Source organism: Akkermansia sp. UBA7090, assembly GCF_002493465.1.
In the GTDB taxonomy this organism is placed as follows: Bacteria; Verrucomicrobiota; Verrucomicrobiia; order Verrucomicrobiales; family Akkermansiaceae; genus Akkermansia; species Akkermansia muciniphila_A.
In genome coordinates this window covers 73,238-88,697 of record NZ_DKYW01000009.1, presented here as the reverse complement: position 1 = coordinate 88,697, position 15,460 = coordinate 73,238, and the positions used below count along the sequence as shown (strand labels likewise).

General features: G+C 58.9%; 12 protein-coding genes. 8 read left to right on the top strand and 4 right to left on the bottom strand.

The annotated features are described in order from the left end of the window. Nucleotides 1–151: 151 nt before the first annotated feature. The 3 genes from B3075_RS03280 to B3075_RS03270 all read right to left on the bottom strand — a co-directional run bounded on the left by B3075_RS03280 (nt 152) and on the right by B3075_RS03270 (nt 5,656). Entirely contained in the window at nt 152–2,353 is a 2,202-nt protein-coding gene (locus B3075_RS03280; protein ID WP_290489628.1) for a hypothetical protein, read from the bottom strand. Nucleotides 2,354–2,603: 250 nt separating this feature from the next. Then, a complete protein-coding gene (locus tag B3075_RS03275) occupies nt 2,604–5,066 on the bottom strand; it encodes a penicillin-binding transpeptidase domain-containing protein (RefSeq protein ID WP_290489627.1) in 2,463 nt (820 codons plus the stop codon). A 59-nt stretch (nt 5,067–5,125) separates the two neighbouring features. After that, the gene (locus B3075_RS03270) at nt 5,126–5,656 is read right to left on the bottom strand and encodes a L,D-transpeptidase (RefSeq protein ID WP_179218479.1); all 531 of its coding nucleotides are present in this window, start codon (nt 5,654–5,656) and stop codon (nt 5,126–5,128) included. A 212-nt stretch (nt 5,657–5,868) separates the two neighbouring features. On the opposite strand from B3075_RS03270, the gene B3075_RS03265 reads away from it, so the two are divergent. The 3 genes from B3075_RS03265 to B3075_RS03255 all read left to right on the top strand — a co-directional run bounded on the left by B3075_RS03265 (nt 5,869) and on the right by B3075_RS03255 (nt 10,221). Then, on the top strand, nt 5,869–6,987 hold the full coding sequence (locus B3075_RS03265) for an acyltransferase family protein (protein WP_290489626.1): 1,119 nt from the start codon (nt 5,869–5,871) through the stop codon (nt 6,985–6,987). A gap of 245 nt (nt 6,988–7,232) precedes the next feature. After that, the gene (locus B3075_RS03260) at nt 7,233–9,260 is read left to right on the top strand and encodes a Sip1-related alpha-galactosidase (RefSeq protein WP_290489625.1); all 2,028 of its coding nucleotides are present in this window, start codon (nt 7,233–7,235) and stop codon (nt 9,258–9,260) included. A 40-nt stretch (nt 9,261–9,300) separates the two neighbouring features. Further along, a complete protein-coding gene (locus tag B3075_RS03255) occupies nt 9,301–10,221 on the top strand; it encodes a hypothetical protein (RefSeq protein ID WP_290489624.1) in 921 nt (306 codons plus the stop codon). A gap of 58 nt (nt 10,222–10,279) precedes the next feature. On the opposite strand, the gene B3075_RS03250 is transcribed toward B3075_RS03255, so the two are convergent. After that, a complete protein-coding gene (locus B3075_RS03250; RefSeq protein ID WP_290489623.1) occupies nt 10,280–11,155 on the bottom strand; it encodes an alpha/beta hydrolase in 876 nt (291 codons plus the stop codon). A 65-nt stretch (nt 11,156–11,220) separates the two neighbouring features. Here B3075_RS03250 and B3075_RS03245 point away from each other — a divergent pair, with 65 nt between their 5' ends. The 5 genes from B3075_RS03245 to B3075_RS03225 all read left to right on the top strand — a co-directional run bounded on the left by B3075_RS03245 (nt 11,221) and on the right by B3075_RS03225 (nt 15,457). Continuing rightward, the gene (locus tag B3075_RS03245) at nt 11,221–12,153 is read left to right on the top strand and encodes a hypothetical protein (RefSeq protein ID WP_290489622.1); all 933 of its coding nucleotides are present in this window, start codon (nt 11,221–11,223) and stop codon (nt 12,151–12,153) included. Between the two features lie 48 nt (nt 12,154–12,201). Then, the gene (locus tag B3075_RS03240) at nt 12,202–12,756 is read left to right on the top strand and encodes an HdeD family acid-resistance protein (protein ID WP_094136903.1); all 555 of its coding nucleotides are present in this window, start codon (nt 12,202–12,204) and stop codon (nt 12,754–12,756) included. A 14-nt stretch (nt 12,757–12,770) separates the two neighbouring features. Continuing rightward, the gene (locus B3075_RS03235; RefSeq protein WP_290489621.1) at nt 12,771–13,541 is read left to right on the top strand and encodes a HesA/MoeB/ThiF family protein; all 771 of its coding nucleotides are present in this window, start codon (nt 12,771–12,773) and stop codon (nt 13,539–13,541) included. Between the two features lie 44 nt (nt 13,542–13,585). Continuing rightward, on the top strand, nt 13,586–14,557 hold the full coding sequence (locus B3075_RS03230; RefSeq protein WP_046436727.1) for a KpsF/GutQ family sugar-phosphate isomerase: 972 nt from the start codon (nt 13,586–13,588) through the stop codon (nt 14,555–14,557). 114 nt (nt 14,558–14,671) lie between these two features. Continuing rightward, complete coding sequence (locus B3075_RS03225; protein WP_290489620.1) at nt 14,672–15,457, top strand: YdjY domain-containing protein; 786 nt, start codon at nt 14,672–14,674, stop codon at nt 15,455–15,457. Nucleotides 15,458–15,460 lie beyond the last annotated feature (3 nt).

The window sequence follows — 15,460 nt, the reverse complement described above, 5'->3', positions numbered from 1 at the left end:
CGCACGCAAATTGTATACATTTGTACATAATTTTAAAGCCCGCCTGGATGACCGTTGTGTCATGAACACAACCTTTTCTCCATCAACAAAAAAAAGGCTTCCGGGATGAACTCCCGGAAGCCTGCAGGAAAAACTGGGCGGAGGAAGGCCGTTACTTGGCGGCGGGAATAATATGGATGTGGTACACATCCCTGCCGTCCGCGGCCTTGCGCCCCGTGGCATGTACTCCCGTAACATCGGAAGTGATTACATCCAGGGTTTCCACAGTCTTCCGGAGCTTCTTGCTGCCCTCCGCCGCGCTCTTCAGGGCGTCACGGACCGGAACCAGGTTAAGCTGAAATTCGAGAGGGGCTCCCTGCGCCGGAGATTTCACGGATTCCCTGAGGACTTCCAGGCCGAAAGCCTTCGGCATGCTGATTGCCCAGCGGGTGTCGGAAATGCTCACTACCGGGTTCAGATCGGCGCCCAGAGGGCATTGGTAATCGTAGGTAGTGATATCCCCGTCCACAGAAGACTGGGGAGCGGGAAGCTCCGCCATTTTACCCTGGCTGAGCAGGGTGACGACAGTTTTGGCGGCATGAGTCACTTTCTGCCAGGCCTCGCCCAGAGCGGCGCGGTTGTTCATTTCATACGCAGCGGAGAAGCGTGGCGCCGGCACATTCTTGAGCATGGGATTGGGAGCGCCCTGCATGTCCATCATGAATACGCCTGAACCCGTAAGGCCGGAAAGAGCAGTTTTATAAGCCTTCCAGAGCTCTTCAATGGTAGGCCTGGCCATCTGGATCATAGGGGCGGCCATGCGCACCTGATCGCTCACATCATGCTTCGGGTTGGAAATATAGGCATTGCCGTAGTCCCATACAATCTGGGCAAGATTACCGCACAGGGAACAACCCATATCCATCATCTGCGGATTGACCGTGCAGGAGGAATACAGCACTGTGGACGCGCCCGGACGCACGCCGCTCATAGCGGAGGGAGCGTCCAGCTTGTAAAATTCAAGCGGATATGTGCATGCTTCCACATGCACCCCCTGATCCTGCCATGAATAGTAGGAAACGGACGTGGCCTTCCGGGCCAGCTCTTCATACATGCCAAGCATGCTGCCCCTGATGGAATCCAGAGCCGTCATGGAAGGAGCCGGATCGGCAATCTTCCAATCGGCGCCTATTGCCTGCATCACGTCCTTCAACCCGGTGAACATGCCCTTGTAATAGGCCAGATCCATGTTAATAACCCCTTTGACGGAGGCTTTGTCTGCGAAAATCAGACCGTAGGCCGGATACTGGGACCGGGCATCGGCCATGGAAAAATCAGGACGAGACAGCACGGAGTCCTGGGGAGAAGAGGCTATGCGGACCTGTTTTTCAGGATTGGTGGTTATAAAGCCTACCAGGGTATCCTCCACAAAAGAGACGGCTACATACAGCCTGGATTCATCCAGACGAACGAGCGCCGCCTTGAGGCGGTCCATATTTTCCTGGGAAATGTCCATCTGCCCCTTTGCCTCCTCCAGAAGCTCTTCCAGCTTCGCGCGCACCTTTTTGCAGTCCACTTCCGCCACCTTGCAGGCCAGGCCATTGTAGGTCTTTTCGTACAGGGAAACCATTCCATGCAGCTCCATATCCTCCTGAAGATTGGCGTCCTTCAGGAAAGCTTTGGCCTGGGCCAAGGCTTCCGGCGTCAATTTGGCGGCAATCATCACGGGCGCCGTCGCAGCCTGGGAAGGGCGTAAATCCATCAGCTCAGCCCACTGCGCAATCATCTCGACCCCCTGGCCGCCCATGGCCTCCGCTTCCGCGCCATCGTCATCCCCGCTTCCATCCTTTACTCCCTGGAAAAGCCTGTAAACGGATAAAATTTCCTTCATCTGGTTCAGTCCCATCCTGGTAAAAGAGGACTGCGCGCTATCCAGCCACGGAGCCCATTCGGGGCCCAAGCCGATCATCACGTCAATGACAGGACTGCTGAAAGAACATTTCCGCTGCACGGGTTCGGGAGCGTCTTCTCCCGGAATGGCTATGGATTCATCGGCCACCTCCCCGGATGAACAGGAACTCCAGGTTTTAACCATGTTCAAATTCTGAACGCTCTTCATGATGCCGGGGATATCGTAAACCCCCGCTACCACCCCCATATCCTTGGGAAAGAGGGCGGCTATTCCGAGGCGTTCGGCACGCTTTGCCACCAGATCGGAAGCAACGGAAGTCAAAGGATCAGGCGAAGCGGCGGAAGTCAGGCCGGCCGTATCCTGGCCGGCCTTGGCGGAAGATGATTTATCATCGTCAGAGCAGGCGGCAAGAGCGCAGGTCAGCGCCAAACAGGGTATGGAGTAGAAATAATGCTTTTTCATTATCTTTAAACGTGGGGTCATGATGTCATCCGACAGGAACGCCGCTCCTTGCGGCAACAGTCTCATCAGCGCACCGTCTTTATTATACAGGCGTTTTCCCGCGAGACGCAAGCACAATGCAAAGCATTAACGCCACTCAGGGCGCGCAAGGCGTTGACGCATGGAGAACCTTTCCGCGCCGCCCCTTTCCGCATCTTCCCGGGATTTTCCGGAAACCACAAAAACGCTCCGGATTTCCCTGAAAAACGGATTAAAGGGGTTCCGCCATGGGAATATCATCCTCCGGCAGGGGAGACTGCGGCGCGGGAGCGTTTACGGGAGTGGAACGGTTGAGATGGCGGGGAATCTGCTGGGGCAGCCCGGGAATGTAATCGGAGTCTCCCCGGCGCGGCGTGAGGGGGGCCGCAGAAGGCTCCTCCGACAACGGGGGCGCCGACGGCCCGGCATGCCCTGAGGAACCGCCCACCGGGGTTGCCTTGATTTCCGCATCGGAAGAGTCATCCAGATCGGCAGGGATTTCATCAGCCTTGATCGGCTCCATCCCTTCCGGATCATACAACCCGGGGGGCAGGTTGTCCGGCACGACGGCAGGGGCCCCGCTCCGTTCCCGAAGAGCGGCCGCGGCCGTTTCCGGGGTTTCCTCCACCGGTTCCGCCACCGGAATATCGTCCTTGGGCGGGTCAATAATAGCCTTGATGTCTTTTTTCTCCGTTTCGAAAAACTCCTTGACGATGGGAGCGGCGGCGGCTCCCCCGCCCAGCCGTTCGTGGGCGCGGCCTTCATACAGCACCACATAGGCAAAGCGCGGATTGTCGCAGGGCATGAAACCGGCAAACCACGCCAGACGCTTGTCTTCCCGTTCCGGCCCCCATTGGGCCGTTCCCGATTTGCCGGCGATACTGGAATAGGACAGGCGCGCGCGCCCCCCCGTACCGGCTTCAACCACTTCCCTCATCCCCTTGCGCACGCTGGACAGAGCACGCTCATAAGCAGGCAGCGGACGCTGAACTTCCTGGGGCTTGGGCGCGTAAACGACATTGGCGTTGCCGTCCTGAATCTGCTTGATGAGCTGAAGCCTGGGCAGATACCCGTTTGCCACGCCGGACATCATGTGCGCCACCTGGAGGGGCGTAACCAGCAGCGTTCCCTGGCCGATGGACAAATTGGCGGCGTCTCCGGACATAAAATCGCGCTTGTAATTGCGGATCATATAATCACTGGTTGGAACCAGGCCGGGATCGTCCGGAATGGGCAGGCCGGTCCGTTCTCCCAGGCCGAAGGCGCGGGCCGTATCCATCAGGGTTTCCGCACCCAGCTTCAGGCCCATCTGATACATGAACGGGTTGTTGGACATCGCCAAAGCGCGGACGCAGTTGACATCCCCCAGGGGAGTCTTGCTCCAGTTTTTGAAAACGTGGTTGCCGATCGTCACGGAAGCCGGGCAGTAAACGAGCGTATTTTCCGTGATTTTGTTGTTCCTCAAGGCACTGGCTACCGTCAGGACTTTAAATGTGGAAGCGGGAGGATAACGGCCCTGGAAAGCACGGGCGCCCAGAGGACCGGCAGGATCGTTGCGCAGGGCGTCGTAATCCTTCTGGGATATGTTTGGAATGAACATGTTCGGGTCATAGGACGGCGTGGACGCCATCACCAGAACTTCACCCGTCACGCAGTCCAGCACCACCATGGCGCCGCGCCTCTTGCCGCGGGAAAGGATGCGTTCCGCATCCTTCTGCCATTTCAGGTTGAGGGTGGTGACGACTGCTCCGCCGGGCTTGGGGCGTATTTGCAGTTCATCCAGAATTTTGTTGCCGTCTTCATCAAACATCAAACGCCATACGCCGGGCGTTCCGGTCAGATTCTTGTTGAATTCCTTTTCCAGCCCCGCACGGCCTTCCACCTGTTCCCACAGCGGGTCCATGTGGTTGATGGGGCCGGTTGGCAGTTTTCCCTTGGATCCCACATAGCCGATGATATGGCCGGCGATTTCCTTCTCCGGATAGGAACGGATGTAAATGGGCAACAGTTGAAGCCCGCGCACGCTTTTCACCTTGTCCTTCAGCTTTTCCGCTTCTTCCGCACGAATGACGTTCGTGAGCGGAAGAGGCAGCCAGCGGCGGTGCTCATAATGTTTCCAGAGCTGTTCGTCGGAAAAAGACCACGCCTTTCCGGCAATTTTTTTGGCCTGTTCCAAACAATTGCGCCCGAATTCCACCACGCGGGAACGGTCGGGGTTTTCAAAAATTTCAAACCGCAAAGCCAACTGGTAGGCTACGGAAGTCACGGCCAGCGGTTCCCCGTTGCGGTCCAGAATGGGGCCGCGCGGCGCGGGAATCAGCAAAGCCATGGTCCTGGCGGAAGGGCGCGTGCTGGTGTGCGCTTCCCGCGCGGCGTCCAACCGTCCCCCTCCAAGGGAAGGAATCAGGGACAGGGAATCCAAGCCATTCTGTTCCTTTTCCGTTTCCCCGGGCATCTCCGGAGCGGCGGCCACGCCTTCCCGTTCTCCGGAGGCCGTATCGGAATCCTTTTTCCTGTCTCCCAGGTCAACCGTTTCCACAGCGTCATCCTCTCCGCGCTGCTCCACCGCGGCCTGGCGCACGCCCCCTCCGGAAGATGAACGGCGCGGGGAGGACTGGCCCCAGGCCGTATCCGCCGTCCACGCGGCCAACCCGGCCAACAATACCAGGGAACGTATCAGAACCTTTATTTTCATCAGTTTGCAGGAGTGTGGCAAATATACCGCAAGGAATCAACGATTATTCGCGCTCACGCTTATTCCTGAACGATGACGGTTGTTCCCAGGCCGCATTTGTCAAACAGGATGCGGCATGCCTCTACCGGAACCCGGATGCACCCATGGGAGTTGGCGTCCCGGTACACGGTGCCCACATGCAGCCCTATGCCGCCATGAATGCGCATCCACAGCGGCATTTTGGCGCCGATGAATTTACCGCCGGACGGCACGCGGGAAGAAGAGGTAGCGTCCGAATTTACGCACAGGCCGCTTGCGTCAAACACGCTGCCGTAAGACCGGGAACGGTAGTCCGCATCTTTTTGAATGATGGAAAACTTGCCGCGCGGCGTTTCATGGGCGGATTTGCCCGTGCAAACGGGAAAGTCCATGGCCGGCTTGCCATCAACCCACAACACGCCCCGCTGATCCTTCAGATGAATGACGATTTTGCTGTTCCGCGTCCGCGCCTGCTGGATACGTTCGTCATGATACCAGATATCGCGCGTGAAGCGGTACTGGGAGTCCGCGACAAAAGCTTCATAGGAAGACGCATACCTGCCGTCTTTCATCAACGGCTTTCCATGAGGCGTCCTGGGGGTAGAGGAACAAGCGGATAAAAACAGGGAGACACACAGAAAAAAAAGAAAAGCGGGAAGGGTGTGCGGCATGCGGCCTGCTTTACCTCCTTCCCCCGTGGAAATCAAGCACGATTCCCCTTCGTCCCGCCATGTTAGGCGGAAACATGATAGAAACTCCTTTTTTATCCGTATGATGCTTTTGTATGCCCGATTCCTCTTCCGTCTCCGCCCGTTCTCCCCGCCTGCACTCCCTGGACGCCCTGCGCGGACTGGACATGCTCATTATCCTGGGCCTGGACGCCCTGGTTCTGCTTCTGGCTTCCAGAAATCCGGAAAGCTCTTTTCTTCAGGAAGCCGCACGCCAGATGACGCATGCCCGCTGGGAAGGATTGCACCTGTATGATCTGGTATTCCCCGTCTTCGTCTTCATTTCCGGCGTTTCCATGTCCTTTTCCCTGGGGAAATACACCAGCGGAAACGCTTCCTCCGCCCCCGGGCTTCTCCATCTCTGGAAACGGGCTCTCGTCCTGGCTTTTCTGGGGCTCCTGGTCAACGGAACGCTTACCTGGACGGACAGCATGCGTTACGCCTCCGTTCTGGGGCTGATCGGTTTTTCCTGCGCCATTGCGGGAACCTGCATCCTGCTGTGCCGCCGGACGGGGGCCATTGCCTCAGCGGCGGGGGCCATCCTGGCCCTCATTACCCTGCTCCAGTTCACCTGCGGCAACTTCACGCCGGACGGCTCCGTCAACTCATGGGTAGACAGGCACTGGCTCCCCGGGCGTCTGCATGGGGGAGTTTTCGACCCGGAGGGACCGCTTTGCGTCGTCTCCGCCTCCGTCCTGTGTCTGGGAGGATGGCTGGCCGGGAAATTGTTGAAGGAAAGTCGGCTCTCTCCCGCGCGCCTCTGCTCGGCAATGGCAGGAGCGGGCCTTCTCCTTTTCTGCGCCGCCAGGATGCTGGACGGCCTCTACCCCATCATTAAAAGCATGTGGACAGGCACTTTCGTCCTGGCCGCCGCCGGCATCTCCCTGACGCTCCTTTCCCTGTTTCATCTGGCCGTCGATGTGTGGAACAAAGGGAAATGGGCCCTGTGGGCGTTTCCCCTCCGCGTTATCGGCATCAACGCCCTGACCGCCTACCTCATCAACTCCCTGCTCAACATTCATGCACTCAACCGGCGCGTCTTCAGCGGCATAGCAGATTTTTTCACACCTTTCCAACCCGTCTTCCTGGCTGTATCCCTGCTGGCGCTGCAATGGCTCGTCTTGTACTTCCTTGACAGGCGCCGCGCTTCCCTCGCCCCAAAAGCGGCCAAGTAACCGGGCGGCGGAACTCCCGGCCATGGCTGCCGGTGTTCTCTGAAAAAACGAAATTCCCCTGTAAGACGGCCAGCCGACGTTATTTCTTTCCTTCAACGCCCTGAAAAAAGAAATAAAGCGGAAACATTATTTTTTGCTCGTTTCAGGGAAAAGCTCTGCCATCCTTTCCGGAAAGAGGCAAAGCACGTTCCTTCCACAATTCCCCCGGGTTCCCCCGCCCCATTTTCCAACCCTGTGATCATTCCATGAAAGCAATCATGTTCCCGGTTCTTGCTTTGGCGGCCCTGAGCGCCTGGACCGGCGCCGCCCAACCCCGGACATCCGCCATTCCTCCCATACCGGGCAAAAAGGCGTATCGGCTTTCGCTCCCACCCTACCAGGCCTTCTGCTGGTTTTCAGCGGATCGCGGCCGCTGGCCCGGAGACGGAAACCGGGTTCTTCCCTGGTTCGGACGGACATCCCCCGGCAACCTGCTGGACAGCAGACCGAATCCCAGCACCGCCAAACCGGGGGACCATGCCATGTTCGCCCTGTTCCACCTCAAAGACGGCAATTTCATGGCCTTGCTCCCCGTCGCCGCCCCTGATTCCCTCTCCTGGCTGAAACTTGAAAGGGACGGCACATTCCTTGTGGAAGACGGCTCGCTGGGAACTTCCTCCGCCAAACCGCAGACCGTTCTGGCCGTCACCGCCACGGACAGGGATATTTACCGCGCCTGCTCCGCCGCATGGAACAAGGCCCTTTCCCTTCCCTTCATCAAGGGCAGAACCTTTCCACGGGAAAAGAAAATTTACCCGGAACCGTTCAAGTACCTCGGCTGGTGCAGCTGGGAGCAGTACAAAAAGAATATTTCCTCCAAGCTGCTTGAAGAAACGGCCAGACAACTGGAAGCCTCCCCCGTTCCCGTCCGGTGGATGCTGGTGGACGACGGATTCCAGACCCAGGAAGACCTTCAACTGGTCAGTTTCCAACCCCGGCAGGACCGATTCCCCCGGGGCTGGCAGCCCCTGATGAAACACAAAAGCCCCAAATTGAAATGGATGGGCCTGTGGCACTGCTATTACGGCCTCTGGAACGGCATTCACCCCAGGCACCATCTGGACGGCGATACCGCCCGCGGGCTGGTCCGTACCGCCAAAGGAAGAATCCTCCCCGGTGACGGACCCGGAGGAGCCGGCGCGTTTTATACCCCTTTTCTCCAATCCGTCAAAAATGCCGGGTTCGACTTCGTGAAAATTGATGTGCAGGCGGAATACCTGAAACATGCGGACGGCCTGGACAACCCGGTCCGCCACAATACCAGGTGTTCGGAAGCCCTGGAACAGGCCTGCCGGGAAACCGGCCTCAGCCTGGTCAACTGCATGGCGCAGGGCACCGTCAACATTCAGAACACGCGTTACAGCGCGGTCACCCGGTGCAGCATCGACTACAAGCTGGGAGACGAAGCCATGGCCAAATCCCACCTTCTCCAGTCCTACGCCAATACGCTCTGGCTGGGACAGACCGTGTGGCCGGACCATGACATGTTCCATTCCACAGACCCCGCCTGCGCCCGCCTCATGGCCGCATCCAAAGCCATTTCAGGCGGTCCTGTCTATCTTTCAGACCCGGCAGACAAACTTAACCCGGAAAACATCATGCCTCTCGTCTGGTCGGACGGCCTTCTGCTGCGCCCGCTGGCGCCCGCCGTTCCCCTGCCGGACTCCGTTTTTCTGGATGCCCTGAACGAGAACCGCCTGTACCGGGTAATCGCCCCTCTCCCCGGTCAAAGCGCCGCCGTGGCGGTGTACAACCTCAAACACCCTTCCCCGGCGGAACCGGTGCGGGGGAAAATTTCCCTGGAGGACTATAAAAGCGCGGCGGCCCTGCTGAACGGCAACGCGGCGGAAGCGTATGCCTCTCTCCCGCCGGAGGGCATCGCCGCCTATTCCGCAGAGGGAGGCCGCGCGCTGACTCCGGCACAGCCGGACCTGGACGTGGAGCTGACGGGATTCAAGGACCGCCTGTTCATCATGGTCCCTATCGTCCAAGGCTGGGCCGTCATCGGCAGGAGGGACAAATTTCTCTCTCCCTGCTCTCTGGATTCCTCTCCCGGGTACAGGGAAAACAGCCTCCGCTTCCGCGTGAAGGAATCCGGGCCGGTCGTCATCTGGCGGGGGAAAGGTCCTGTCAAAGCGGGGAACACGCCCGTGAAAAACCTGGGGAACGGGTTTTATGAATTGCAATTCCCCGTCTCCAACCGCCCCCTGGACGTCACTGTAACAACGGAATAATTCCGCACATTTCCTCTCATTTTTTCCTGCTTCATTTTCCATGAACCCGCTGCATCCCCTCCTTGCTTTCTCCCTGTTGCTCCCGCTCTGCCGGCATTCCATGGCCTCCGACGCGGTTCCGGCCGCCATTTCCGCGCCGAAGCCTGAGACTCCCAGGCAGGCGATAGAACAATTCCTGGGGCTTACCGCCATCTGGATGCTGGAAATGGAATGGACCCACGCTTATGCCAATAAAACGCCCAAAGCGGAGGATTTCCGGAATGCCATGCTGGCAGCGGGCCTTCAGCAATGCCCCGCGGACTTCCGGGAGGCATGGCTCCGGCAAACGGCCAAACCGGGCCGCAATTACGCAGCTCCCGTCCTGCGCAAGTACGGCGTCAGCCTGAAAGATCTCAGGGAAAGGCTCCAGGGCAAACTATTCAAAATCAACCCACGGGTGCATCCTCCCATCCCCCTTTACGACGAAGGGGAACAAATCCCACGCATGGACCCGCGCACATGCGGAGACCCCGGGGCTATCCTGGAAGCCCTGGCCGCCCTGCGCGCCCAGATTATGGGCCTCACCCCGGCCCAGCTGTCCCAGGCCAGACAGTCCATTGAACGGGTTATGCTGGAATTCACGCTGGCCTACATGGAAACCGCCATCTGCATGGGCACTGCGGGCATCCGGGAAAGCCAGGTCAGGGAACTGTTCGCCCCCATCAGAACAGAGGGATGCCCGGAAGACTTCCGGCGCGCCTGGCAGCACGATCTGCCTTTCTTTCTCAAAGGCTGCTTCACGGGGCCGGAACTGACTCTCTCCGCCGTCTGCAAAAAATACGGAGCCAACGAGCAGGAACTCTTACTCAAGGTAAGACGGAAAATGAAAGAATGGGATATCCAGCCGCCTACTCCGCAGACTCAGGACGCTTTCCGCCGGGACATGCAGGAAATCCGGGAAAACATGCTGGGAGGGAGATAGAAAACAGCCTTTCCGCATGCAGCGCCTTTCGGGAGCCTTCCCGGACATCAGGCCAAAATCACCCCAGCAGCCCGGCATCCATTCCTTCGTTATATTCCCAGATTCCCTGCTCCGCCATAAACGCGCTCCAGCTGTTGAGCAGCTGTTCAAAATAGGCGGCGTTCACATTGAAATGGTAAAACGTGTGGTCCGCCACATCCAGAAGTTCAAATCGGGAACAGTTCTTCTTTTTTCTCCACAACTCCGCCAGCCTCTCGCTGTTGCGCCACGGCAGAAGCCTGTCTCTTCCTCCATGACTCGCAAACAGGGGAGGCAATCCTCTCTGCACGCGCCGCAGGGGGGTGACGGCATCCCTCTGGTCCGGAGGCATCATGCCGCTCAGTTTAAAAGCGGATTGCGCCGTCAGGTCGCACACGCCGCGGAACAGGGCCACGGCGGCGGGGCCGGGAGGGAGGGGCGCCTTTTTGCGGAACAGGGACCAGCGCGCGGGGTGGTCCGGAAGGGCCACATGCAGGGCCATCAGCCCCCCGGCATCGCTCCCCGCCACAGTAATGCGGGCCGGGTCCAGCCCCAGCAGTGCGGCGTTCTCATACGTCCAGGCCCATGCTTCCCTGCCTTCTTCCAGAATGTCCATGGGCTCCACTTCATAATCGCCGCGCGTGCGGAACATGGGTATAATGCCCACAATGCCCTGCTGTGCAAGATGAAGCGCCCACGGCACAAAATCCCCCAGGCTCTTGCCCACCCACATGCCGCCGTGAAAAAAAAGCACGGAGGGAGCGGACGCGTCCGCACGATGGCCGGGAGGGAAAAAGACATACGCCATCAGCTCATCCCCGTCTGAAAACCGCCTCCACACAAAGCCGGGCTGTTCCCGCAACAGTTTCCTGTACCGGGCTTCCGCCAAATGATCGGCTTCCGTGAACAATTCCATAAGAACGGCTTCATGATGCAATTGTGTTGCACTCCGCGCAAGTTTGATGTCTAAATAATCGTGTAATGACTTTCCGTTCCATTTTCTCCCTGGCCTGCTGCGCCGCAGCCCTTCTTTCCCCCGCTTCCGCAGCCCCCCGGCCCGGAGACGCCAAACTGAGAGACGACCTGGACGTGGCCTACAATACATGGCGCCTGCACCTTCTGCGCGGCAATTATGACGGCTGGAGGGCCACAACCTCCGCCTACCGCCAGGTGAAAGTGCGCAATCTGGCCGTCTCGGAAAAACGCCCCTTTCCCGCCTCCCTGTTCCGGCAGCCCATGGCTCCCCCCGCGCTCGCTCCTCTGATGTACGTAGGCTCCGTCGTCAACGGCCCTACGGCCGCAGCCACTTATTACGGCAAGGTGGATCTGGGGCTGGGCCAGGAACCAACGGATTCGAACGCCCTGGTGTTGCTGTTCACCCATGAAAACGGCAAATGGAAATATGACCAGGCGCGCTTTTTCAACCTCACCCGCCTGCCCGCCGTCAAAGAACGCCTCAAACGCGGAGACGCCTCCGTGCTGATGGAGCAGGACGGATTCCAGCCCCTTGGGAAAATTCCCGCCGTGCCGCCTGTCTGCCCGCCGCCCAAATACATCGCAAAAATTCTGGTGGACTGCCCCGGCCGCACCGTCCAGGCGAACGTGAACAATATTTCCCTGCATGAATTCGACAACACCCGCCTGGCGGAAGTCATCTCCGGCGGGCTGAGGGACGGGACCAACTCTCTCACGCTGAACTTTTCCGACAGCCCGAACGGGAAAAAAGGCGCCGTACTCGTGGAAGTGTACATCATGCCGGAAACCCCGGGCTACCTGCCCGCCAGGGCTTTTTCCTACTTCGTCTCCCCCCAGGCGCAACCCAAAAGCGGCCCCGTGCTGATTAACGTCACGCCGGAATTGCTGAAGACCATGGAGCCGAAAACTTCTTCCCCGCAGGCAGCCGCCGGCAAATAAAACCGTCATTCTTCAACGTTTCCGTTGCGGGCCCGGTCATACCGCCATATGACAACTCAACCTCAAGTTCAAGGCAGCAGCTCCGCGGTATCCGGCAACTCATGGTGGATGGGTATCCTTGGCGTCATCGAGCTATTTCTTGGCTTCATCGCCCTGGCCTCTCCCTGGATCGTCGGAGCCAGCTTTATTTGGGTAATCGGCATCATGCTGATGGTTCTGGCCGTCGTCCGGCTGATCCAGGTCTTCACCGTTCCCTCCTCACGGGGGTGGAACCTGGTGACGGCCATCCTGTACGGCATCGCCGGCTGGTTCCTGTTCCGGGACCCCAATATTTCCCTGGCTATCACCACCCTCATCATCGGATGGGGCCTGGTTATTGCCGCGGTCTTTCAGGGAGCCATCTGGCTTCAAACCCGTTCCCTGCCCGCCAGCGGGTGGCGGCTGTTCAACGTGATCATCACGCTGATCCTGGGCCTCATGGTCATCTTCGGCTGGCCTGAATCCACGGCCTGGTTCATCGGCACCCTGATTGCGGTGGAACTGATTTTCTCCGGGTGGACGCTGCTCCTGTACGCTTTCAGCGGCAATTCCGCCCGCCGTTAATCCAGACGACGACAATGACCCTCACCCAGGAAGAAACCGAACGGTACGCCAGGCATCTTTCCCTTCCGGAACTGGGAGAACAGGGCCAATACAAACTCAAACGGGCGCACGTCGCCCTGACGGGCCTCGGGGGGCTTGGCTCCCCGGCGGCCCTTTATCTTGCCGCCGCAGGCGTGGGGCGCCTGACCCTGATTGACCCGGACGAGGTGTGCCTTTCTAATCTCCAGCGGCAAATCCTGCATGCCACGGATGCGGCGGGCACAGCTAAAACAGCCAGCGCCGCCAGACGCCTGTACGCCCTGAATCCCTCCGTACGCATCAACACGGTCCACAGGCGCCTTACGCCGGATAATGCCGTTTCCCTGCTGGAAGGGTGCGACCTGGTTCTGGACGCTTCAGACAATTACGCGGCGCGCTTCGCCATGGCGGACGCCGCCTGCACCCTGCGCATTCCGCTGGTGTACGGCGCCGTGAAAGGCTTCATCGGGCAGGTGGCCGTCTTCGCCCCCCATCAGGGAACCGCCTGTTACCGCTGCCTCTTCCCGGCAGACACGCCCATGCAGGAAAAAGATACCGCCTCCGCCGCAGGCATTCTGGGCGCACATGCGGGCATCATCGGCAGCATCCAGGCCATGGAAGCCCTGAAATATCTTGCGGGCATTCCCTCTCCGCTGGTAGGAGCCATGCTCTCCGCGGACACGCGGCGCATGCGCTTCTCCACCATTCCCCTGGCTCCTAATCCCGCGTGCAGATGCCGGACAAGCGGGGGTGCGGAGCCGCAATGAAAAATTGACGGCGACGGCGGCATCTGGCATCATTTCCAACAGGTATGAATCATTTAACACGCGCCAAATCCGTTTTTGAAATGGAGATTGAAGAGCTGCGCGGCGTCCTGTCCCGGCTGGACGACAATTTCAACAAGGCTGTGGACCTCATGTCCCAGGCTCTGGACCGCGGCAACAAGATCGTCATTGTAGGCGTAGGCAAATCCGGCAACATCGGGGCCAAAATCGTCGCTACCCTGAACTCCACGGGAACGCCCACCGTTTTGCTGGATTCCCTGAACGCCCTGCACGGGGATCTGGGCATCGTCCAGGACGGGGATGTCTGCATTGCCATGTCTTTCTCTGGAGAAACCTCGGAGCTGCTGGCCCTGCTCCCCTTTATCAAACGTTTTGAACTGCCCATCATTTCCATGACGGGCAACACGGCCTCCTCCCTGGCCAAATACTCGGACATCGTGCTGGACACGGGCGTTTCCCGGGAAGCCTGCCCGCTGAACCTGGCCCCCACTTCCAGCACCACGGCCATGCTCGTCATGGGAGACGCCCTCGCCATGGCTCTGGTGGAAGCGCGCCACTTCACCGCGCGGGACTTCGCCAAACGCCACCCCGGCGGCTCGCTGGGACGCGCCCTGCTCACCCGGGTGAGCGACATCATGCGCCGCGGGGAAGAAATGGCCATGCTTCCGGAAACCGCCTCCGTGAACGACTGCCTGAAAGCGATGACCACGGCCCACGCCGGCGCCTGCGTCCTGCTGACGGCGGACCGCAAACTGGCCGGCATCTTCACCCACGGAGACTTTGTCCGGGCATACGGGGCCAATCCCCTCATCGGAGAACAGCCCGTCAGTGGATTCATGACCCGCAATCCCATTTACGTCATGGAAGAAGACCTGGCCGCTGAAGCGGCGAAGGCCGTGAGCAACCGCCGCATTGACGACCTGGTGGTGCTCAATGCGGAAATGACTCCCGTGGGCATCATTGACCTCCAGGACCTCGCCAGGCTGAAACTGGTTTAAGCCCTCCCTTTCCCATTCCTTTCAGGCATCCGTGATTCAAAAGTAACAAATCAGTCACGGATGCCTTTTTCATTGAACGGAAGCTTCCGTTTCCACAATCTTAATTCCATAAACATGTTCCTGAAATTTACCATCGCCCTGCTTGCCTGCACCTGGGGCTTTTCCCGCGCACAGGACATCTCCGGCCCGGAGGAAAATCCCAATGCTCCCGCTGCGGAGGAAGCCCCGCGGGAAGTCCCTCTTCCGGACGGGAAAACGGTTCCCAAATTCGAACCCCTGGATGAGCACCGCATCAAAATCGGCCATGTGATTGTCAACCACAAGGAGCGCACCGTCAGTTTTCAGGCCCAGGTCAACATGAAGGAAGGAATTCTGGAATACGTCTGCTGCATGCCCAACGGCAAGCTGCATGAATCCCTGCTGGTGACGGAAGCGGATCCCCTGCATATCAGCCTGGGAATGACGCTGCTCAAATTCCGCCGCTTTGAAAAATTTTTCCCGGTGAGGGATGAAAATTTTGAATGGCTGCCCTTCACGGAACCCAAGCCGGAGGACTACGCAGACGCCTACGTGCAGATTGTCATGACCTATACGGAAAACGGCAGGGAACAGAAGAGCGATTTTTCCGACATCGTCGTAAACTCACAAACGCGGAAGGGCCTGAATCCCAGCGACTGGCTTTACACCAACTCCTTCTTTTACGAAGGCGCCTACCAGGCCAGCCTGAGCGGGGAAGTAATCTCCATTTTCGCGAGCCGTACCTCCCCCATCAACTACATCGGAGACTTCCATGACGGCGTCAACGACACGGGCTGGATCGTCAACCCGAAGAAAAACCTGTCTCTGGGCACGAACGTTACCATCACCATTTCCCAGAAACCGGTTCAACCCAGGCAATAACAC